Annotated in this window: 15 protein-coding genes; 13 read left to right on the top strand and 2 right to left on the bottom strand. The window is 75.9% G+C overall.

Annotation, left to right across the window (positions count from 1 at the left end; all coding sequences use genetic code 11):
- Positions 1–2: 2 nt before the first annotated feature.
- From NX801_RS04310 to NX801_RS04290, 5 genes are all read left to right on the top strand, one after another.
- Positions 3–1,622 carry a sensor histidine kinase gene (locus NX801_RS04310; RefSeq protein ID WP_258785551.1) on the top strand — a complete coding sequence of 540 codons (1,620 nt, stop codon included), beginning with the start codon at positions 3–5 and terminating at the stop codon, positions 1,620–1,622.
- A 29-nt stretch (positions 1,623–1,651) separates the two neighbouring features.
- Positions 1,652–2,095 (top strand): response regulator, encoded by a 444-nt coding sequence (locus tag NX801_RS04305; RefSeq protein WP_258785550.1) that lies wholly within the window; start codon positions 1,652–1,654, stop codon positions 2,093–2,095.
- A gap of 138 nt (positions 2,096–2,233) precedes the next feature.
- Positions 2,234–2,842 (top strand): methyltransferase domain-containing protein, encoded by a 609-nt coding sequence (locus NX801_RS04300; protein ID WP_258785549.1) that lies wholly within the window; start codon positions 2,234–2,236, stop codon positions 2,840–2,842.
- A 216-nt stretch (positions 2,843–3,058) separates the two neighbouring features.
- Positions 3,059–3,331, top strand: coding sequence for a hypothetical protein (locus NX801_RS04295; RefSeq protein ID WP_258785664.1), 273 nt, complete (start codon positions 3,059–3,061; stop codon positions 3,329–3,331).
- Positions 3,332–3,557: 226 nt separating this feature from the next.
- Positions 3,558–4,490, top strand: a complete 933-nt coding sequence (locus NX801_RS04290; protein ID WP_428986062.1) for a hypothetical protein — start codon at positions 3,558–3,560, stop codon at positions 4,488–4,490.
- Positions 4,491–4,917: 427 nt separating this feature from the next.
- Here NX801_RS04290 and NX801_RS04285 read toward each other — a convergent pair whose 3' ends face one another.
- Both NX801_RS04285 and NX801_RS04280 read right to left on the bottom strand, forming a co-directional pair.
- On the bottom strand, positions 4,918–5,151 hold the full coding sequence (locus NX801_RS04285) for a hypothetical protein (protein ID WP_258785548.1): 234 nt from the start codon (positions 5,149–5,151) through the stop codon (positions 4,918–4,920).
- A 149-nt stretch (positions 5,152–5,300) separates the two neighbouring features.
- Positions 5,301–6,446 (bottom strand): acyl-CoA desaturase, encoded by a 1,146-nt coding sequence (locus NX801_RS04280; RefSeq protein WP_258785547.1) that lies wholly within the window; start codon positions 6,444–6,446, stop codon positions 5,301–5,303.
- Positions 6,447–6,909: 463 nt separating this feature from the next.
- On the opposite strand from NX801_RS04280, the gene NX801_RS04275 reads away from it, so the two are divergent.
- The 8 genes from NX801_RS04275 to NX801_RS04240 all read left to right on the top strand — a co-directional run bounded on the left by NX801_RS04275 (position 6,910) and on the right by NX801_RS04240 (position 21,979).
- Complete coding sequence (locus tag NX801_RS04275; protein ID WP_258785662.1) at positions 6,910–9,906, top strand: DEAD/DEAH box helicase; 2,997 nt, start codon at positions 6,910–6,912, stop codon at positions 9,904–9,906.
- Positions 9,903–11,204: an SWF or SNF family helicase gene (locus tag NX801_RS04270; protein WP_258785546.1), complete on the top strand. Its 1,302-nt coding sequence runs from the start codon at positions 9,903–9,905 to the stop codon at positions 11,202–11,204. Before NX801_RS04275 ends, NX801_RS04270 begins: the two co-directional genes overlap by 4 nt.
- A gap of 1,614 nt (positions 11,205–12,818) precedes the next feature.
- A complete protein-coding gene (locus tag NX801_RS04265) occupies positions 12,819–13,334 on the top strand; it encodes a hypothetical protein (RefSeq protein ID WP_258785545.1) in 516 nt (171 codons plus the stop codon).
- Positions 13,335–13,760: 426 nt separating this feature from the next.
- Entirely contained in the window at positions 13,761–15,965 is a 2,205-nt protein-coding gene (locus tag NX801_RS04260; protein ID WP_258785544.1) for a hypothetical protein, read from the top strand.
- Positions 15,966–16,471: 506 nt separating this feature from the next.
- Positions 16,472–18,106: a GT4 family glycosyltransferase PelF gene (gene pelF / locus NX801_RS04255; RefSeq protein ID WP_258785543.1), complete on the top strand. Its 1,635-nt coding sequence runs from the start codon at positions 16,472–16,474 to the stop codon at positions 18,104–18,106.
- Positions 18,103–19,905, top strand: a complete 1,803-nt coding sequence (locus NX801_RS04250; RefSeq protein ID WP_428986054.1) for a hypothetical protein — start codon at positions 18,103–18,105, stop codon at positions 19,903–19,905. Before pelF ends, NX801_RS04250 begins: the two co-directional genes overlap by 4 nt.
- A gap of 153 nt (positions 19,906–20,058) precedes the next feature.
- Positions 20,059–21,060: an SDR family NAD(P)-dependent oxidoreductase gene (locus tag NX801_RS04245; RefSeq protein ID WP_258785542.1), complete on the top strand. Its 1,002-nt coding sequence runs from the start codon at positions 20,059–20,061 to the stop codon at positions 21,058–21,060.
- 205 nt (positions 21,061–21,265) lie between these two features.
- Positions 21,266–21,979, top strand: coding sequence for a nucleotidyltransferase family protein (locus NX801_RS04240; protein WP_258785539.1), 714 nt, complete (start codon positions 21,266–21,268; stop codon positions 21,977–21,979).
- Positions 21,980–21,986: the final 7 nt, after the last annotated feature.

The raw sequence follows: 21,986 nt of genomic DNA, 5'->3' as shown, positions 1-21,986 counted from the left end.
GCATGCCCGGTGAACGGCCGGCCGACGAGGAGAAGGGTCCGGCCCGGGGCCGGCTGACGGTGCAGGGCTGGTTCCATGTGGTGCTGGGTCTGCTCGTGGTGGTGGTCGTGGTCGCCGCCGCCGTCGGCGCGTCCATGCTCGGACGCACCCAGGACCGGATGAACCAGCTGGTGGACGAGATCCAGCCGGCCCGCTCCGTCTCGTACCAAATTCAGAAGGCCATCGTCGACCAGGAGACCGGGGTACGCGGCTACGCGCTCACCCGGCGCGAGGAGTTCCTGGAGCCGTACCGGCGGGGACTGCGGAACGAGCGCGAGCGACGGGCCGAACTCGACGAGCTGGTCGCCGGCTATCCGCGGCTGATACGGGACGCCGAGGCGATCGACGAGGCGGCCGACCGATGGCGGGCCGGGTACGCGGAGCCGTTCATCAAGGCGGTGCGGAGCGGCGGCACCTCCGGTGTGGTCACCCGGCTGAACGCCAGCAAGCAGGCGTTCGACGAGCTGCGGGTACTGTTCGACCGGCAGGTGCGCGACACCGAGGCGGCCCGCGACCAGGCCCGGACCGAGTACTCGGACGCCCGCACCCAGCGGGACGTGGCCCTCTCCGTCGTGCTGGGGGCGATCCTGGCGGCCGCCGTGCTGCTGACGATGCTGGTGCACCGGATGGTCGGGCGCCCGCTGAACCGGTTGCGGGCGGCGTCGGACCGGGTGCGGTCGGGCTCCTTCGACGAGCGGATCCCGGCCGACGGCCCCTCGGACATCCGGGCGGTCGGACGCACGGTGGAGGCGATGCGCCGCCGGGTGGTCGAGGAGCTGCGGGCCACCCGCGCCCGCGAGGAGCTGCTGAGCAGGCAGACCGACGAGCTGGAGGCGCAGGCGGCGGAGCTGCGGCGGTCCAACAGCGAGCTGGAGCAGTTCGCGTATGTGGCCTCGCACGACCTCCAGGAGCCGCTGCGCAAGGTCGCCTCGTTCTGCCAGCTCCTGGAGAAGCGGTACGGCGAACAACTGGACGCGCGCGGCAAGCAGTACATCGACTTCGCGGTCGACGGCGCCAAGCGGATGCAGGTGCTCATCAACGACCTGCTCACCTTCTCCCGGGTCGGACGGCTGGACCAGGAGCGGGCCTCGGTGGAGCTGGACACCACGGTGGACCGGGCGCTGCGGAACCTGGCCACGGCGGTGCAGGAGACCGGTGCGAAGATCGGCCGCCCGGCGGAGATGCCCACCCTGACCTGCGACCCGACCCTGCTGACCATGGTCTGGCAGAACCTGGTCGGCAACGCGATCAAGTTCCGGTCCAAGGACCGGCCGTGCGAGATCACCATCGGCTGCGAGCGGACCGGGGCGGAGTGGTCCTTCACCGTCCGGGACAATGGCATCGGCATCGCCCCCGAGTTCGCCGACAAGGTGTTCGTGATCTTCCAGCGGCTGCACAGCCGGGAGGAGTACGAGGGGACCGGCATCGGTCTCGCGCTCTGCCGCAAGATCGTCGAGCACCACGGCGGCCACATCGGTTTGGAGAGCCCGCCGGACGGCGGCACGATCGTGCGCTTCACCCTGCCCGCCGCCCAGGACCAGGCCGGTGACGCCACCGCCGGCGCCGTTCCGGCCGACGCGTAGCCCGCTACCCCCGCACTCTGGAGTTTCTGATGAGCAGCCCCGTGGAACCGATCGAGGTCCTCCTGGTGGAGGACGATCCCGGCGACGAGCTGATGACCCGGGAGGCGTTCGAGGACAACAAGATCCAGAACACCCTGCACGTGGTCAGGGACGGGCAGGAGGCGCTCGACTTCCTCTTCCGGCAGGGCGCCCACGCCGACGCCCCCCGGCCGGATCTGATCCTGCTCGACCTGAACCTGCCGAAGTACGACGGCCGGCAGGTGCTGGAGCGGATCAAGTCCAGCGAGGAGCTGGCGATGATCCCGGTGGTGGTGCTGACCACCTCCTCGGCCGAGGAGGACATCCTGCGCAGCTACAAGCTGCACGCCAACGCCTATGTGACCAAGCCCGTCGACCTGGACCAGTTCATCGCCGCGGTGCGCCAGATCGACGACTTCTTCGTGAGCGTGGTACGCCTCCCCCGGCGCCGCTGACCGGGTCCGACCGGGCATCCTGTCCCCATGGCCGCCGACCCGTTCCCTTCCCGCCACACCCATGACCCGGCTCACGGGCGGGCGCCCGAGCCGGGCCCCGGGCCCGGAGGGGTGCCCGGGGGCGGGTCCTCCGGTCCGGTGCCGGACGTCCGGTCGGCGCGGGCCCGGGTCCGTGCCTTCTTCGGTGTCCGGGCGGCCGGGTGGGACGCCCGCTTCCCGGACGACGGGCCGGCCTTCGCCGCCGGGGTCGCGGCGCTGGGCCCGCGCCGGGGCGACACGGTGCTCGACGCGGGGTGCGGAACCGGCCGGGCGCTGCCGGCCCTGCGGGCGGCGGTCGGCCCCGGGGGCCGGGTGCTCGGTCTGGATCTGACGCCGGAGATGCCGGCCGAGGCCGTACGGGCCGGACGGCACCACTGCGGGACGCTGCTGATCGGCGACGTCTCCCGGCTGCCGGTACGGGACGGCGCGCTGGACGCGGTCTTCGCCGCCGGTCTGCTCGCGCACCTGCCGCGACCGGCCCACGACCTGCGGGAACTGGCCCGGGCGGTACGGCCGGGCGGCCGGCTGGCGCTCTTCCATCCGATCGGCCGGGCCGCCCTCGCCGCCCGGCAGGGACGCCGGATCACCCCCGACGACCTGCGGGCCGAGCCGAACCTCCGGCCGCTGCTGGCGGACGCCGGCTGGCGGATGATCTCGTACGCCGACGAGGACAGCCGCTTTCTCGTCCTGGCCGTCCGCCCGGACTGACCCAGTCCCCCACGAGGGCCGCGCTCCTCCTCCGCCGGCCGGCCGCCGAGGACACACCGCCACGGGTGCGGGCCGTTCCGCGTCCGGCCCCCTTCTGCCGGCGGTTCTCTCACCCTACGGTGAAGGTCGAGACTCCATGGCCGGCGCCGGGCACGGCCGTGGCGGCGGCCCCGGAGAGGAAGGCGGGAGACGGTGTGGAACCGACTGCGTACCTGGCTGAGGCAACCCCGGCCGGCCGGCACGGCGGACCGGGAGCGGAGTGCCGGGGGGCGGGGGCACAACATCTTCGACGCCGCGGCGGAGTATGTCGCCGCCCGTGCCGAGGACGATCAGGAGCGGATCGACGAGGCGGCCGGCTGGGTCTCGCCCGAGGCGCTGTCCTTCGGGGTGAGCGAACTGGCCTGCCGGGCGGTGCTCGCCCTGGCCCGGGAGCGGGACGAGTCTCCCGGGGCCGTGGCGCGCGGGCTGCTGGGCCTGCCCGCCGCCTGACCGCCGTACGACTGGAGTGACCGGGACGACCGGGGCGGACACGGACGCCCGCTCCGGGGAACGGACCCCTCTCCGATCCCTCCGGACTCTCGACGGGCGGGTTACCGGCTGGTTAGGGTGCGCCGACGAGCGGTCCGGGCGGGTGGCGCGGGAGGGTGCGGTGGCGGAAGACCGGAGGACGGCGGACGGGGCGCCCGGGGCCGCCCCGGACGGCGGGGGCGGCGCCGTGGACGAGGGGCGGGCGGGTGACACCGGTGCCCGGGCGGCGGGCGGCGCGGACGACGCCGGGGACTCGCTGTTCGTCCTGACGGCCCTGCTGCTGACGCCCGCGCGGTTCCCCGCCGTGCTGGGCGACGACTTTCCGGAGGTCTGTGCGCTGCTGGGGCTGGAGCCGCGTGCCGACGGCTATGGCCTGGTGCTGGGACAGGACGGGAACGGCGCCCGGTGGACGGTCGCCGTGGACGACGTGTCGCTGGTCGCCGGAGCCATCGCCGCCTGGGACTGCGGGATGGCGCACGACCTCTCCCCCGACGACCGCAGCGTGGTCACCGCCCTGCCCGGGTGGCCGCTCGAACTGACCGTGGCGGCGCCGGGGGTGCCGGAACCGCACGACCCGGAGCCGCTGCCGGGCGATCCGCCGCCGCTCCGCCCGCCGGACGTGTCGGCCTGGGGCCCGGCCCAACGCCGGATGGGGGCGGACCAGGTGGAGACGGGGTGGTCGTCCTGGCGCGAGCAGGCAGGCGTCGGGGATGCCGGGGGCCCCGCGGGCCCTGCGGGCATGGGGGGCGCCGAAGACACCGGGGATACGGAGGACGCCGAAGACACCGGGAGTGCGGAGGAAGCCGGGGGCACCGGAGTGACTCGGCGGGGGCCCGGAAGCGGGACCGGCGGCCACCCGGGGGTGCGGCGGGTCCTGGAGGCGGCCCGGGCCTACCTGACGGACGCTCCCCCGCCCGGCCGGATCCGATCGGGTTTCGCGCCCGGGAACGCCCGGACCCTGAGGGTCGACGGCCCGGGGTGGTCGCTGGTGGCGCGCACCGACGACATGGCGTTCATCCTGCTCGACGAGGAGCCCCGGGGCGTGCTCCCGGCCGGACGGGGGCCCGGGCTCGCCGTCCTGCTGGAGGCGCTGGACGCGATCGCGGCCCGTCCCGCCTGAGCGGCGGGGAGGCTCGCGCCGGCCGGTGCCCTCCGGGGTGGTCCGTCTTGGCGGGTCTCCGATCGCGGTGGAGCCGGCGCCGGCCGGCGCCTCGGGGCGCCCCCTTGCCGGTCTCCTCTCCCCGTTTGCCAGTCTCCTCTCCCCGTCTCCTCCCCGGTCTCTCTGCCGCTTTCCGGTCTCCCCTTCCGCCGGCTGTCCTGGCGGTGAACCGGTGTCCGGGCTTCCGGTTACGGGGCGTCCGGCCGGCCGGACGCCCGGCCACCGGTCCTGGCGCACGGCCCCCGTCCCGGCGTGACAGTCCTGATCCCGCCCGCGGCCCCGAGGACGGCGCTCCGGGCGGGGGCGCGGGCGGAGATTCCGCAGCCCCGCCACCGGCCAAGCCGACCAGGCCGACCGGGGCGAGGTGGCCGACCGGGGCGGAGCCCGGTCAGGCGGTGGGCTCGGGCGATCCGGCGCCCTCGGGACCGGCGCTCTCCTCGTCCTCCTCCGTACGCTCGGGATCGGCGTCGGCGGCCGGGCGGCGCTCCTCCGGCTCGTCCTCGCCCGCCGCGCCGGCCAGATCACCGTCCCAGTGCTCGTCCGCGCCGCCGGCCTGTTCGTCGGGCATGTCCCTCGGGATGCCGGGGCCGTCCTCGCCGGCGCTTTCCAGCCGCTTGTCCATCGTCTCTCCTGTTCCTGGGCGGGTCCGCCGGGTACCCCGGGGACCCGCTCCTCAGACGTGTGCCGGACCTGGGACCGGCTGCCCGGCCCGGGGGTGCCGGAAACCGGTGCCCGGGTCCGGGCGCCCGGACCGGCCGCCGGAGGCTCCGGTCAGCCGGTCCGCAGCGGCTCGCCCACCGTGTGCAGATGTCCCAGTGCCTGGCGGTAGGAGTCGAGGAGCCCGGTCTCCGTGTAGGGGAGGGACAGCGATCGGCAGTGGGCCCGGACCAGGGGCCGCGCCAGCCGCAGATGGGGGCGCGGCATACCGGGGAACAGATGGTGCTCGATCTGGTGGTTCAGCCCGCCCAGGAACCAGTCGGTGAGCACGCCACCGCGTATGTTCCGCGAGGTGAGCACCTGGCGGCGCAGATGCCCCCAGGGCTCGCCCTCCGGGTCGGGCACCGCCATGCCCTTGTGGTTCGGCGCGAAGGCCAGGGACAGCTGGAGTCCGAGCAGGCCCTGGTGGAGCAGGGCGAAGACGAGCGCCTGTCCCGGAGTCAGGGCGGTCAGCAGCAGGGTCGCGCAGCCCACGAGGTGGGCCAGGATCAGGGCGCCTTCGAGGACACGTGCCCGCCGGCTCCGGAAGGGGGCGGCCGGGGAGAGCGGCGCCCGGATCCCGTACATCTTGAGGGCGAGTGCCTCAAGGGTGGCCAGCGGCAGGAAGAGCCCCGCCTGGTGACGGGTGAGCCAGCCGCGGAATCCGGTGCGGCCGGCCGCCTGGTGGGCGGCGAAGACCAGGACGTCGGGCGCCACGTCCGGGTCCTTGTGCTCATGGTTCGGATTGGCGTGGTGGCGGTTGTGCTTGTCGTTCCACCACTCCCGGCTCATGCCGAGCAGCAGATTGGCGTGGATCAGCTGCACGGCGCGGTCCCCTCGCCGCCCGGCACCGATCTGGGCGTGGCCGGCGTCGTGTCCGTGGAACGCCGCGCGAGCGGAGAGCACCGCCAGTGGCCCGGCCAGTGCCATGGACCACCAGGAGGGCCCGGACATCACCAGGGCGGCGCAGAGGGCGGTGATGCCGAGGAGGTTGGCCGTGATCCCGGCGGCGTACCAGCCGGTGCGCCGGCCGAGGAGGCCCTGCTCCCGGACGGCGCGCAGCAGCGGCGCGAATTCGCTGCCGGGCCGCCGCGCGCGGGGGCCGTCCTCGGGGGGCCGGGTGCGCGGCGAGGGCGGCCGGGCGGGTGGCGCCGTCGAGCCGCCGGACGGGACCGGCGGACGGCCGCGCGCGGCGAGCGGGGCAGGGGTGGCCCGGGACATGGCATCTCTCCTGGTGGACGGGGGGACGGCGGATGAAGGAGTCCGGGCGCTCGGCCGCGCGCCGACTTCTTGAACGTACGGACCCGGGCCTGGTCCGAACCATGGGATCAGCACCCCCATACCGGCTGGGGGTGCCCCGAGGGGAGGGCGGGGGTTTTCCCCCGGCGACCGGGACCCGGCGCGCGCGAGCCGAGGCTGCGGGAACCGAGCCCGGCCGGCAGGCGTGACGGAGAACACTCGCCGGGCGCCTTCGTGCGGGCGCCGTATCCCGTATGATCGGCGGCTCCGCTCGCTAGTCAAATTTGAGGAGTGCATCAGCGCCGTGCCCAGCCCTTCTCCCCACTCACCCCCGCCGCCCCGCCCCACCGCCTTCGACGGCGCCGGTGACACGGGCCCGGTCACCCGGCTCGCCGTCCACCGGGAGCGGCCGCCCCACGGCCTTGTCGCGGCGGCCCGCCGCCCGGTGTTCTTCCTGCCCGGCGATCCGGCCAGGACCGGGCGCGTCGTCTTCCTCGCCGAGGACGCCGCCGGCGAGGAGACCGCGGAGGGCGCCGGGAAGGCCGCGCAGGCAGTCGTGTTCCCGGACGGCCGCACCCCGGACGGGCCGCTCGTGGAGCTCTCGGTCGCCGGTCCGGACGGCCGGCTCCGCGAGGTCCGGGGGCGGGCGCTGCCGCCGGGCGAGGCGCTGCCGCTCCTCACCCGGCTCCGGCTCCTCCCGGACGTCTCCCCCGCGGCGGCCTTCTGGGGCGCGGCGGCCCTGCTGGCGCTGGCGCTGGTGGCGCGCGGGCGGCTGCTGCCCGGGGCGAGCCCCGACGGCCACGACGCCTGGCGGACGGGCCCGCCGGCGCCCGGGGACCTGGAGCGGGTGCGCGCCCTCGCCGGGGCGATGCCGCCGGAGGCCCGGGCCGTACCGGTCGGCGCCGCGCCGGACGGCACCCCGTTGCTGCCGGCCGCCGGACCACTGCTGCGGGCCTTCCTGGACGCCGTCGCCGACGATCTGGCCCGGCCGCCGGCCGCCCCGCTGCTGGCGGGCGGATCGGTCTTCGCGGCGGTCGGGCCGCGGCTGCTGTCCCCGGAACAGCGGGAGTGGGCGGCCGAGGTGGCGGCCGGTCATGACGCCGGGGTGCGGCTCTCGCTGCGGGTGGAGGTGACAGGGCTCGACCAGGCGACGGAGGCGGCGGAGGCGGAGGCGGCGGGCGCGGCGGAGACGGGCACGGCGGAGGCGGCAGAGACGGAGGGCGCGGCGGAGGTGTCGGCGGACGGCACCGTACGGCCGCGCTTCCGGGCGGTGCTCCAGTTGCACGGGGTGGCCGATCCGGCGCTGGTGGCGGACGCGGCCGGGGTGTGGTCGGGGACGGTGGACGAGCGTTTCGGGCCCCGCGCCCGGACGGACGCGCTGCTCGCCCTGCGCCGGGCGGCCCGTGTCTGGGAGCCGCTCGCCCCGCTGCTCTCCGCCGCCGTGCCGGACGCCGTCGACCTGGTCGAGGAGGAGGTGGCGGAGCTGCTGGGCCCGGCCGGACAGGCGCTGGCGGCCCACGGGGTGACGGTCCACTGGCCCCGAGGTCTGGCCCGGCCGCTCACCGCGCGGGTGGTGGTCGGTCCGGCGGAGGACGGCCCCGGGAACCGGTCCGCCGGGGCGCCCGGCCGGCCTGCCGGGTCGGGCGGGTCGGGCGGATCGCTCTCCCCCGGCGGGCTGCTCGCCTTCGACTGGCGGTTCGCCGTCGGCGGGGAGGAGCTGACCCGGGCCGAGCTGGAGCGGCTGGCGGAGGCGGGACGGCCGCTGGTCCGGCTCCATGACCGGTGGGTGCTGGTCGACCCCGGGGCGGTGCGGCGCGCCCGGGAGCGCCGGGACCGCCGGATGGCACCGGTCGAGGCACTGGGCGCCGTGCTCACCGGGACCACCGAGGCCGGCGGGGAGCAGGTGCCGGTGGAGGCCACCGGACGGCTGCGGGCACTCCGCGACCGGCTGGCCGACCCCGAGGCCGGACCACGGGCGATCGGGGCGCCGGACGGGCTCGACGCCACCCTGCGCGACTGCCAGTTGCGGGGGCTGGACTGGCTGCACCGGATGACCTCGCTGGGCCTGGGGGCCTGTCTCGCGGACGACATGGGGTTGGGCAAGACGATCACCCTGATCGCCCTGCATCTGCACCGCAACGGGTCCCCCGGGACGGCGGGTCCGACGCTGGTCGTCTGTCCGGCGTCCCTGCTGGGCAACTGGCAGCGGGAGGTGGAGCGGTTCGCGCCCGGGACCCCGGTGCGGCGCTTCCACGGCCCCGCCCGGGAACCGGCCGAACTCCCGGCGGGCGCCGTCGTCCTGACGACGTACGGCACCATGCGGCGGGACGCGGCCCGGCTCGCCGGGACGGACTGGGGCCTGGTGGTCGCGGACGAGGCCCAGCACATCAAGAACCCGTACGCGGCCACCGCCCGGGCGCTGCGGACGATCGGCGCCCGGGCCCGGGTGGCGCTGACCGGGACGCCGGTCGAGAACAACCTCTCCGAGCTCTGGGCGATCCTCGACTGGACGACCCCGGGGCTGCTGGGCCGGCTGGGCACCTTCCGCGACCGCTACGCGCGCGCCGTGGAGGGCGGCGATCCGGTGGCGGCCGGGCGACTGGCCGCGCTGGTCCGGCCGTTCCTGCTGCGGCGGCGGAAGTCCGACCCGGGCATCGCGCCCGAGCTGCCGCCGAAGACCGAGACCGACCGGGTGGTGTCGCTCACCGCCGAACAGGCCGGGCTGTACGAGGCGGTGGTACGGGAGACCCTGGCCGCCGTCGCGGCGGCGGACGGCATGGAGCGGCGCGGACTGGTGCTGCGGCTGCTCACCTCGCTGAAGCAGATCTGCAACCATCCCGCCCAGTACCTCAAGGAGCACGAGCCCCGGATCGCCGGCCGCTCCGGCAAGCTGGCGCTCCTCGACGAGTTGCTCGACACCGTCCTGGCCGAGGACGCCGGGGTGCTGGTGTTCACCCAGTACGTCGCCATGGCGCGGCTTCTCGAACGGCATCTGGCCGGGCGCGGGGTGCGCACCCGGCTGCTGCACGGCTCCACCCCGGTCGCCGAGCGGGAGGCGATGGTGGCCGGCTTCCAGGCGGGTGAGGTGCCGGTCTTCCTGCTGTCGCTCAAGGCCGCGGGGACCGGGCTCAACCTGACCCGGGCGAGCCATGTGGTGCACTACGACCGCTGGTGGAACCCGGCGGTGGAGGCGCAGGCCACCGACCGGGCGTACCGCATCGGGCAGACCCGGCCGGTGCAGGTGCACCGGCTGATCGCGGAGGGCACGGTCGAGGACCGGATCGCCGGGCTGCTGGAGCGCAAGAAGGAGCTGGCGGACGCGGTGCTCGCCGCCGGGGAGCCCGCGCTGACCGAGCTGTCCGACGCCGATCTGGCGCGGCTGGTGGAACTGCGGCCGGCCGTTGGGCCGGGCGGGCACGACACGGAAGGGGGCCGGCGATGAGCCGGAGCACGGACGGACCGGGGACGGAGGAGCGCGTCTTCGCGGCGCTGCCGCCCGCGCGGGGGCGCGGCTTCGCGGTGACCTGGTGGGGCCGCGCCTGGCTGAAGGCGCTGGAGGAGAGCGCGCTCGACGGCGAGCAGCTCCGGCTGGGCCGGGCGCGTGCCCGGGCGGGCGCGGTCGGGGCGGTGGTGGTACGGCCGGGCCGGATCACCGCCGTGGTCCGGGACCGTGACGGCACCGCGCACCGTGCCGACGTGGTGTGGCGGGAGCTGCCGGACGAGGCGTGGGAACGGTTCCTCGGGCTGGCCGCGGACCGCGCCGGTCATGTCGCGGCGCTGCTGGAGCGGGAGGTTCCTCCCCATCTGGTGGAGGACGCGGCGGCGGTGGGCGCCGACCTGTTGCCGGGCATCGGGGACCTGGAGCCGTCCTGTTCGTGCGAGGCGTGGGACCACTGCCCGCACACGGCGGCGCTCAGTTATCAGATGGCCCGGCTGCTCGACGAGGACCCGTTCACGCTGCTGCTGATGCGCGGCCGGGGAGAGCGCCGGCTGCTCGGCGCGCTGCGGGAGCGGAGCGCGGCCCGGGCGGAGTCCCGGGACAGAGGAGTGGCGGCCGGGGACGGCGGTCCGGAGGGGGTGCGGGCCGACGAGGCGTTCGCCGTACGGACGACCCTGCCGGAGCTGCCGGAGCCGTCCGCGCTGCCCGACGCGCCGGGGGAACCGCCGGCGCTCGGCACCGGAGCCGCGCCGCCGCCCGGGGTGGACCCGGCCGTGCTGGAGGCGCTGGCGGCGGACGCGGCGGCGCGCGCCCACCGGCTGCTCGCCGACGCCCTGGCGCCCGGCCATGTCGATCGTGCGCCGCAGACTCCGCCGGAGCCGGTACGGGACGCGGTGCGGCTGGCCGCGGCGGCGGAGCAGGTGCCCGGGGCGTGGGCCCGGCTGGCGGCCGGCAGCGGACGGCGTCCGGCGGAGCTGGCGCGCGCGGTACGGGCCTGGCGGCTGGGCGGAGAGCCCGCGCTCGCCGTGCTGGAGGGCCGCGACGGCCCGGGGCCCGAGGCGCTGGCCCGGGCGGCGGACCGGCTGGCCGGGGCCTGGGAGCCGGACGAGCGGCCCCCGCTGCGGGCCGCCGGGCCGGGACGCTGGACGATACCGGGGGCCGGCGCTCAGCTGCGGGTGGACCGGGAGGGCCGCTGGTGGCCGTACGCCCGGGAGGCCGGTGACTGGGTGCCGGCGGGTCCGCCCGACCGCGACCCGGCAGCCGCGCTGGCCGCCGTGACGACCGGCCGGGCGGACGGCTGAGGCGCCCGGGGCCGGGGCCCAGGGGCGGGACCGGCGGCGATCGGGCCCGGGCCGGCGGTGCGCGTCGCCGGGGGCCGGAGGCGCCGGAGGAACCGGGCGGCGTCGGAGGGGATGGCCGGTGCCGGGGCCGGGCCCCGGAAAGACGCCGGCCACCGGGTGCCGCGGGCCGGTGCGGCAGCCCGGAGAGTGCCGTGCGAACGGATGCCGGGCCAGGGATCACCGGCTTCGGCGGCACCGGACAGGTGATCGCGGCCGGGCACGGCCGGGGCACGCCGGCCCCGGCGGCCACCGGACAGGGCGCGGCGAGGCGTCGGCCAGGGTTCACCGGCTGCAGCGGCCGTGCCCGGCAGTTGGCCGCGCCCGGGCACAGCGGAGGCGTGCCGGTCTTGGCGACCACCGGGCAGGCGCGGCTGGACACCGGGCTGGGTACCACCCGAGCCCGCCGGCATCCGTGGTCACCGGAGAGGACGGCCACGGCCGGGTGACCGCCCCGGCCCGGCGTCTGCCCTGGCCACCGGACGGGTCCCGGCGGCCAGGGCTCGCCGGCCGCTGTGCCCCCCTGACAAGTGGTTGCGGCGGGTACGCCCGGGCCCACGGCACCCGAACGACCACCGGACAGGTCGCGGCCCGGTGCCGCCGCCCGGGCTCACCGGCTTCGGCGACCTCCCGGGCAGGCGGTCGCAGCCGGGCACGGGAGGGTTCGGCGCCCTGCCGCCGCCACCGGACAGGGCGCGGCGAGGCACCGGGGGCACCGGCTGCGGCAGCCACGGCAGGTCGTGATCGGGTGCGATCCGGGCTCACCGGCCTCGGCAGCACCGGGCAGGTCCCGGTCGGCAGGGGCCGGGTCTCACCGGCCTCGGCCACCGGCAGCCGGTCGCGGCCGGGTACCGGGCGGGCGCTCACCACCCCGCCGCCGGACAAGGCCCCGCGAGCCGGCGACCAGGACCCACCGGCTTCAGGCTCACCGGGCAGGCCCGGCGGGCATGGGCCGGGTCCCACCGGTCGCGGCGGCCACCGACCTGTGGTCGTGACCCGGTACCAGGCCGGGCCCACCGGCCCTGGCAGCCAACGGACTCGTAGCCGCAACCCGGTGACGGGCCCGGGATCACCGGCTGCTGAAGCCACTTCACCCGGGGCGCGGGCGGGGCTCCGGGTTCGCGCCCCCGGCGTGCGGACGGCGGCGGCCGCCGGTGGCGTTCCGGCCGCCGGAGGCGCACGGCGGGGAGGGCCGGGCAGGGCGGGTGCCGGGCCCGTACGGACGGACCGCGGGTCCACCGCCCGGTGGGTCCGGGCCGGTCCGGCGGGACGGCATCGCCGGGAGGTGGGGGCCCGCGAGAGCGAGGACGGCCGTCCCGCCCCGGTTCGTCCGGGCGGGGAAAACACGCCATTTCGCGTCACCTCCGGCACACGTTCCGCAACCGCTTGCTGGCCCAGCGTCACGGACGGGGGCGCACGCCCGCGCAGCGGTCCCGTCCGGCGCATATGCGGACGGCGCCGTCCGGACGGGCCCCTCGCCACTCGCTGCACCGGACCGAGCGGTTCGAGCCGGGCGCGGCGGTCCCGGTCCCGGCGGGGGCAGACGGGCGCGCCGGGGGTGTCCTAGCCTCCCGCGCCATGCGCATCTCACACATCAGACGCCTGTCCGCCGCCGCCGTCCTCGCCTTCGCCATGGTCCTGCTGGGCCTGGGACAGCCGGCCGGCGCCGCCGCTCCGGACCTTCAGATCACCGCCGACCAGGCGACCGTGACGCCGGGCTCCTCGGTCAACCTGACCATGACGTTCACCAACAACCAGACCACCGACATCTGGTTCGTGTACCAGTCCGTGCAGCCGACCTGGCAGACGACCCAGCGCAAGGACCTCAAGTACTCCTTCGCCACCTGCGCCGGCGAGGGCGTGACCTGTACCGGAACCGGAACCGGCAGCCTCGGGGTCAACTACGCGATCCCGGTCGCCCCCGGCACCAGCCGCACGGTCGCCCTCACCCTCGATGTCGCCGCCGACTCCGGCTGCAACGGCACCATCGGCTTCTACTCGTACCTCTACTACGAGTACAACAACGGCCAGACCACCAAGGACGGCGTCTACAACACCCCGGAGACGCGGATCACCTGCGCTCCGGCCGCCTGACCTCCGCACGCCCCGTCGGGGACCGGCGCGCGCTCCGGCGCGTCCGGTCCCCGTCCGGCGTGGCCGAAAGTGATCGTCGACCGCATTCGGCTTGAGGTCTGCACCACTGGCATATCCGGCTCGGCGGGCTTCGGCGGCGGTAAGCGATTGCAGCCGCGCAGCGCCTGCTGTGACGCCTCGTCCACCGCCTCCGCAAGGGGCGGCGGACGGCTCCGGAGGGACGCCGCGCGCCGTGCGCGCGGGCAAACGGCACCTGTGGTTTTCCGTCATGTTCCACGGTGGGCGCACGGAACCTCCACAGAGGCCGCACTATGTGACCCGTTGGTACCGCCGCGCCGATCCGACGGGGTCCGGTACGGCACTGGGGGGCGGGGCTGGTCCGGTGGGGAGTACCGGGCGGGCCCCTCCGGGGAGGGATGACACCGCATGAGGCGGAACGCACGTACCATCGCGCTCACCGTGGGCGCGCTGCTCCTGACGCTGGGCTCACCGGCCGCGTCCGCGAGCGCCGGGGAGGCACCGGGCAGCACCGGCGCCGCGCGGACCGGGGCGGGAACCGCCGCCGGCACCGAGCCCCGGATCGATCTGAGGGTGCTCGTCGTCACCGACGGGGGCCCGGCCACCGCCGCCGTCGCCGCCGAACTGGACGCCGGGGGAACGCCGTACACGCTCGTCGATCTGAGCCGGGCCGGGCGCCCGGTGATCGACGCGGCCTTCCTCGCCGACACCACCGGCACCGGGGACGGCCGGCCCAGGGCGAAGTTCCAGGCCGTGGTGCTGCCGAACGACGCGCCGTTCCCGGCCGGTTCGGCCGAGACGGCCGCGCTGGTGGCGTACGAGAGGACCTACGGGATCCCGCAGGTCGACGCGTACAGCTACGCCCGGCCGCAGAACGGGCTCGACTACCCGGTCCCCGGCGGCTATTCGGGGTCGGTGGACGGCATTCACGCCGAGGTGACCGCGGCGGGCCGGGCGGGGCCGTTCGGCTATCTGAAGGGGCCGGTCACCTTCGAGGACAACGCGCCCTCGGTGAGCGAGAGTTACGCCTTCCTCTCCCGGCCGGCCGCCGGGGCGGACTTCACCACCTATGTGGACGCGCCGATCCCGGGCCGGTCCACCCGGGGCGTGCTGGTGGGCGAGTACCGGCACGACGGGCGGCGCGAGCTGGTGGTCACCTTCGCCTACAACCAGTACCAGCGGCAGTTCCGGACGCTGGCCCGGGGCATCGTGGACTGGATGACCCAGTCCGTCCGGCTGGGCACCACGCGGAACTACTTCGCGGTGCACGTGGACGACGTGTTCGCGGCCGACGACCGCTGGGACACCGTGCTCAACTGCACCCCCGGCGACGTGGACTGCCGGCCCGGCGAGGGCACGCCCCGGCCGATCCGGATGACTCCGGAGGACGTGACGCACGCCGTGGACTGGTCGCGTGAGCGTGGCATCACCCTGGATCTGGCCTTCAACGGCGGCGGCAGCGTGGAGCACCGCGCGGACAACGGCGGCGCCGACCCGATGGCGGACCGGTTCGTCGCGGACCGGGACGCGTTCCGGTGGATCAACCACACCTATGACCACGCCTATCTCGGCTGCGAGCAGGATGTCAGCGCCGTCCCGTGGAAGTGCGTCACGGACGCGGGTGGCGCCACCCGCTGGGTGAGCCGCGCCGAGATCGACCACCAGATCGCGGACAACCGCCGGTGGGCGGAGCGGGCGGGGCTGCCGCTGCGCGCGGGCGAGCTGGTCACCGGGGAGCACTCCGGACTCCGGCTGCTCCCCCAGCAGCCGGACGACAACCCTCAGCTGGCCCCCGCGGTCACCGCCGAGGGCGTCCGCTGGCTGGGCGCGGACAACTCCCGCGACCCCGGGCAGCGTCAGGTCGGCTCGGCGCTCACCGTGGCCCGCCATCCGATCAACATCTTCTACAACGCGGGCCGGATCGCGGAGCAGGTCGACGAGTACAACTGGATCTACACCAGCCGCGCCCACGGCGGCAGCGGGCTCTGCGAGGAGCTGGCCACCACCACCTGTCTGGACGCGCCGCTGGACCCGGCGACCGGTTACCAGAACCACATCGTGCCGCTGGAGACCGCCACCGCGCTCGGCCATGTCCTCTCGGGCGACCCCCGGCCGCACTTCATCCACCAGTCGAACCTGGCGGAGGACCGGATCGGCTACCCCGTGCTGGACGGGGTCCTCGACCAGTACGCCGCGCTCTTCGCCGCCGACACCCCGCTGGTGAACCTGCCGATGAGCGGGATCGGCGCGGAGCTGCGCGACCGGGCCGCCTGGCACGAGGCGGTGACGGCGGGCCGGGCTTCCGGCTACCGGATCGGCTCCACCGTCACGGTGACGGCGCCCGCGGGCCTGCCGGTGGCCGCCACCATGCCGGCCGGTACCACCCGGACCGGCTCCGGCGGGCCGGCCGCCTTCGGTGAGCCGTACGCCGGTACGGTCTCCGGCCGGGTCGCCCCGGACGGCGCGGGCGGCCTGACGCTGGCGCTGCCGGCGGTGCCCGCGGCAGATGCCACGGCCCCGGCGGCGGCGCCCGAACCGGCCCGGGTGCCGGCCGGACGTCCGCCGGTCCCGGCCGGGGTCGCCCGGCCGGTGCCCTACGGCGCCGCCGGCTAGCCGGGCCCACCGCGCCCCGGAGCCCTCGGGCCCCGGCCGGTGCCCGGCCGTCACCCGCCGACCGGTCCGGTCATCCCGACCGCCCGGCGGCGGGCCGGACGACCGGGCTCCCCGCCCCGGCCGGCCGCGGCCACCGCCCTGGCGGTCCGGGCGCCATCCGGCCGCACTCCCCCGCGACCGGTCCGTCAACGGCGCTGCCCCCCGGCCGCGCCCCGGTCTCCCCCCGGGTCCACGGCTCCCGGGCCGGCTCCCGCACCACGCCGGCCCCCGCACACCGCACAGCGCCACCCCAGACCCGCACACACCCGCTCAGCACCGCACACACCCGCTCAGCACCGCTCCGACCCGCCGCACTCCGCGCCGTGCCCCCGAGCCAGGGGCCGGCACGGCCCGTCCCACCACCGCACCACCCCACGCCACCCCGTCCGGAAGCGCCGAGAGGCGCCTCCCGGCCGGGCGGGCGGAGCGGTGCCGTCCCGCCTCTCTCCTGCCGTGGAGCACAGTTCATGCACGTATCGCACTCCGTTCCGGGCACCGGCACGGCACGTGTCACCCTCCTCACCGAAGGCACCTATCCCCACAGTCACGGCGGCGTCAGCGTCTGGTGCGACCAGCTCGTCAGCGGCATGCCCGACATCGACTTCCAGGTCCTCGCGGTCACCGGCACCGGCCGGGAGCCCGTCGTCTGGGAGCTTCCGCCCCAGGTGGCGGAGGTGGTGTCGCTGCCCATGTGGGGTCCGGCCCCGGTCGGCCGGGCGCCGCGCGGAGGCCGGGAACGGCGGCTGATGGACACGTACGAGGAGTTCCTCACCGCCCTGCTCGACCCGGCCGGCGAGGGCGGTTTCGCCCCGGCACTGTATGAGCTCGCGGCCGCCGCCCGCGACGGGCTGCTGAGTCCGGCGCTCCGGGGGGACCGGGCGCTCCGGGTGCTCACCGCCGTCTGGAAGCGCCCCGGGCTGCCGGTGGCCGCCGCCCGGCCGACCCTGCACGACGCGGTCACGGCGACCTCGCTGCTGGAGCACGCCCTGCGCCCGCTGGCCGCCCGGCCGCCGCAGACGGGGGTGGCGCACGCCGTGAGCGGCGGCATCGCGGTGCTGCCCGGTCTCACCGCGCGGGAACTGCACGGAGTGCCGCTGCTGCTCACCGAGCACGGTGTCTACCTCAGGGAGCGCTACCTCGGCTACCGGACCGCTCCCTACCGCTGGCCGGTCAAGGCGGTGATGCTGGGCTTCTTCCGGCTGCTGGCCGAAGAAACGTACCGCCAGGCCGCCCTGGTCACGCCGGGGAACCAGTACAACCGGCTCTGGGAGGAGCAGGGCGGGGCGCCTCCGGAGCTGATACGCACGGTCTACAACGGGGTCGATCCCGCCGCCTTCCCGGCCGCCGGACCGGAGCCGCAGGGTCCGGTGCTGAGCTGGGCCGGGCGGGTCGACCCGATCAAGGACCTGGAGACACTGATCCGTGCCTTCGCCCTGGTCCGCGCCGAACTTCCGGACGCCACCCTGCGGTTGTTCGGAGGTACCCCCCGGGGCGGCGAGGCGTACCGGGAGCGGTGCGAGGAACTGGCCCGGTCACTGGGCCACGGGGACGCGGTGCGGTTCGAGGGCCGGGTCGAGGACATCAGGGACGCCTATGCGGCCGGCAGCGTGGTGATGCTCTCCAGCATCAGCGAGGGCTTCCCGTTCACCCTGATCGAGGCGATGTCCTGCGGCCGGGCCACCGTCTCCACCGATGTCGGCGGGGTGCGGGAGGCGGTCGGCGAGACGGGCCTGGTGGTGCCGCCGCGCGATCCGGAGGCAATGGCGGCGGCCGCCCTGGAGCTGCTGGCCGACCGGCCCCGGCGGGCGGCGATGGGCGAGGCGGCCCGGCTGCGGGTGATCGAGCAGTTCACCCTCCGCCAGACCGTGGACACCTTCCGCTCGATCTATCAGGAGCTGGCCGGCGCGGGTGCGCGCCGGGAGCGGGAGACAGCGCTTCCGGCCGTCGCGACGGGCACCGGCCGCGAACCGGCGTACGCTCCGGGGCACTTCGCCCGGCCGGCCGGGGAGCCGGCGGCGGGACCGCCCGTCGGTCCGGCGCCCGGTAACGGGCCGGCCGGGCGCGAACCGGCGGCGTGCGGCGCGGGGAGCGTGGCCGGATGAGCAGGACCACCGGACACGGAGGCGACCGTGCCACCGGGGGCCGCGACGGCGGCACGCGCGGTACCGGCCGGGCACCCGGCGCGGGAAGGGCACCCGGCACCGGCGGGGCGGACGGCGGCGACACGCTGATCCTGCGGGCGGTACCGGCTCCGGCACCGGCCGGGACACGCCGCACCGGTGGCGACGGCGGCGGTCACGGCGAAGGCGGTACGGCGCCGCTGCCTGCGCGCCGGGGCGCCGCCCGGAGCGCGCCGGACAGCATGGGCGCCACCCGGACGGCGGTACCGGACCGCGACGGCGCCACCCGGACGGCCGAACCGGACGGCGACGCCGTCACCCGGGCGGCGGTACCGCACGGCGATGGCCCCGCCGACACCACCCTGACCCTCCGCGTCGTACTCGCCCCGGAGCCGGGGCCGGCCCGCCCTCCGGTGCCCCGGCCCCGGGCGCGCAAGACGGCCCCGCACCCCGACGGGCGCCAGGGGGACACCCTGGCGCTGCGGCTGGTCCCCGCCCCGGAGCCGGACCGGTCGCCGGCCGTGGCGGAGCTGGCCCATGAGCTGGCCGACCGGATCGCCCCGGCCGTGCACGCCTACGAGGTGGCGGCGGTACTGGAGTCCGAGGGGCTGACCGGTGAGCGCATCCGGCAGCGGTACGGCCACCCGAACCTGTTCTCGCTCGCCGCCGAGCTCTACCGGCTGGTGCCCCGCACCTATCCCGAGCCCCCGGTGCCGGCCGATCCCTGGCGCCCGGACCATGTGCGCTGCGCGCTGCGCGGGGCGCTGTTCGCCCTGCCGGGGCTGGCCTTCCCGCTGACCGCCCCGCTCTGGGAGGCGGACGGGCGGTCGGTGCCCGGCCTGGTGGCGGCCGCGCTGGTCTCCTGGGCCTGGGGCCAGGCGGTGGGCCACCGGGCCTATCTGCGGCTGGCCACCGGACGCCGGGAGGCCGGGCGGGCCCTGCTGACGGGTGCTCCGCTGGGCGCCGTGCTGGCCTCGCTGGCCGCGTTGCTGGTGGCCGGGCCGGGGCCGGCCGCGCTGATCGCGGTGGGCCAGTCGGTGTATCTGGCGGCCGCCGGGGTGCTGCTGGTGCTGGGCCGGGAGCGGGTGCTGCTGGCGTCGCTCGGGCCGCTGGCCGCCGGGGCGGTGGCGCTGCCCTGGTGGGACCCGGGTCCGCTGCTCCGCACCGGGCTGCCGCTGCTGACCGTGGCAGCCGCCACCGGGGCCGCCGGGTGGGCCGTGCGCGGGACGCTGCGGGAGCCGGCGGTCCCCGGGGACGTACCGCCCGGGTATCTCGGTTCGCTGCCCTACGGGCTGTTCGGTCTCGCGGCCGGGGTGCTGGTGCTGTGCGCCGGGCAGGACCGGCCGTACGCCGTGGTGGCCCTGACGCTCAGCATGGGCCCGGCGGAGTGGCTGCTCTACCGGTTCCGGGGGCTGGCGGTACGGGCGCTGCTCGCCTCGTCCTCCGCACGCGGCTTCACCCTGCGCTGTGCCCGCGCCCTCGGCCTCTGTCTGGGCGGCTATCTGCTGCCGCTGCTGCCGGCCGCGCTGCTGACCGGCACCGACCCCGGGGCGCTGGTCGCCCTGGGCGCCACCCTCTGGACCGCGCTGCTGCTCCAGGCGTTCGGCATCGCCTGGCCGCCCGCGCTCGCCGCGCTCGCCGCCGCCTGCGGTACGGCCCTGGCGGCGCTGACCGGCCGGCCACCGGGGCCGCTGCTGCCGGTGATCTGTTGTACGGCCGCCGCCGGGGTGCTGGTCGTCCTGGTGCTGCGCCGGCTCGGCAGCCCGGCCGCCCACGCCTGACCGTCCCCGTCCCCTCCCCACGGACTCTCCCCGGTCCACCCCGATCGACCTCCGATCCGCGCCATCCGGCTCCACGACCCCGTTCCCGCAAGTCCGTCCCAGTCCCCGCCGGTCGGGGACCGGCAGAGAAACACCGCAGAGAGGAAAGGCCACGTGACCACCGCACCGCTCGCCGCCGTCACCGGAGCCGAGGGCTTCATCGGCTCCCATCTGACCCAGGCCCTGGTCGCCGCCGGCCACCGGGTCCGGGCCATGGCCCAGTACAACTCGTTCTCCTCGTACGGCTGGCTGGAGACCCTCCCGGCCGACGTACTGGACCAGGTGGAGATCGTCCTCGGGGACGTCCGCGACCCGGGCTCGGTCCGGGCCCTGGTGGAGGGCGCGGAGACCGTCTACCACCTGGCCGCGCTGATCGCGATTCCCTACTCGTACCAGGCGCCGCACAGTTATGTGGAGACCAATGTGACCGGCACCCTCAATGTGCTGGAGGCCGTCCGGGCGCTGGGCACCCCGCGACTGGTGCACACCTCCACCAGCGAGACCTACGGGACGGCGCGGACCGTGCCCATCACCGAGGACCATCCGATCAACACCCAGTCCCCGTACGCCGCTTCGAAGGCCGGCGGCGACCGGCTGGCGGACAGCTACCACGCGAGCTTCGGCACCCCGGTGGTCACGCTGCGCCCGTTCAACACCTATGGCCCGCGCCAGTCGATGCGGGCGGTGATCCCCACCGTCATCGGCCAGGTCGCGGCGGGCTCGCGGACCATCACCCTGGGAGATCTCCGTCCCACCCGCGACTTCACCTATGTCGGGGACACCGCGCGGGCGTTCCTGGCGGTGGGCACCGCTCCGGCGGAACGAGTGGTGGGCCGCACCTTCAACGCGGGCACCGGCGGGGAGATCTCGGTCGGAGATCTGGTGCGGCTCATCGGCAAGGTGATGGCCACCGATCTGGACGTGGTGGAGGACGCCCGACGGATCCGGCCGGCCGCCTCGGAGGTGATGCGGCTGGTGGCCGACGCCACCCGCCTCCGGGAGGCCACCGGCTGGGCGCCGGAGCACGACCTGGAGCAGGGGCTCGCCCGGACCGTCGAGTTCTTCCGCGACCCGGCCAACCTGGCCCGCTACAAGACCGGCATCTACAACGTCTGACCCCGCCGCGGCCACGCCGGAGGCCGCCTCCGACGGCAGCCGGAAGGCCCTTCGACAGCTCTTCGGCGGCTCTCCGGCAGCCCTTCGGCGATGTCGCCGTCGCGCTCGCCGGCGGCGTTCGACACCTCGTCGAAGGCTGACAGCTGACAACCGCCAACTGACAACTGACAACCGCACCACCAGCCGTACCAACAGGGAGGCTCTCATGCACGCAGTGATACTCGCCGGGGGCAAGGGCGTCCGGCTGCGCCCCTACACCACGGCGCTGCCCAAGCCGCTCGTGCCCATCGGGGACCGCCACGCCATCCTGGAGATCGTGCTGCGACAGCTGGCATCGGCCGGCTTCACCAGCTGCACCCTGGCCATCGGCCATCTCGGCCAGATCATCCGGGCCTATGTCGGGGACGGTTCGCGCTGGGGACTGGAGATCGACTACTCCTCCGAGGAGAGCCCGCTGGGCACCATCGGCCCGCTGCTGACCATGCGGGACCGGCTCCCCGAACAGTTCCTGGTGATGAACGGCGACATTCTGACCGATCTCGATTACGCGGATCTGCTGCGCCGGCACGCCGAGTCGGACGCCCCGCTGACCATCGCCACCTACTGCCGCAAGGTGCACATCGACTTCGGTGTGCTGCGCACCGACGCGGGCAAGGTCGTCGGTTTCACCGAGAAGCCCAGCATGGACTGCCGGGTGTCGATGGGGGTGTACGGTCTGTCGCGCGCCACGCTCGACGGCTACACCTCCGGACTGCCGCTCGGCTTCGACGAGTTGATCCTCGATCTGCTGGGTTCCGGCAATGCCCCGCACGCGTACGAGTTCGACGGCTACTGGCTCGACATCGGCCGGCCGGACGACTACGACCGCGCCAACGCCGAGTTCACCACCCATCAGTCACTGCTGCTCAAGGGAGCCTGACCCGCTC

Origin of the sequence: Streptomyces pyxinae, assembly GCF_024756275.1 — a bacterium.
GTDB lineage: Bacteria > Actinomycetota > Actinomycetes > Streptomycetales > Streptomycetaceae > Streptomyces > Streptomyces pyxinae.
Note: the sequence above shows the minus strand (reverse complement) of the source record. Positions and strands in the feature narration are given on the sequence as shown.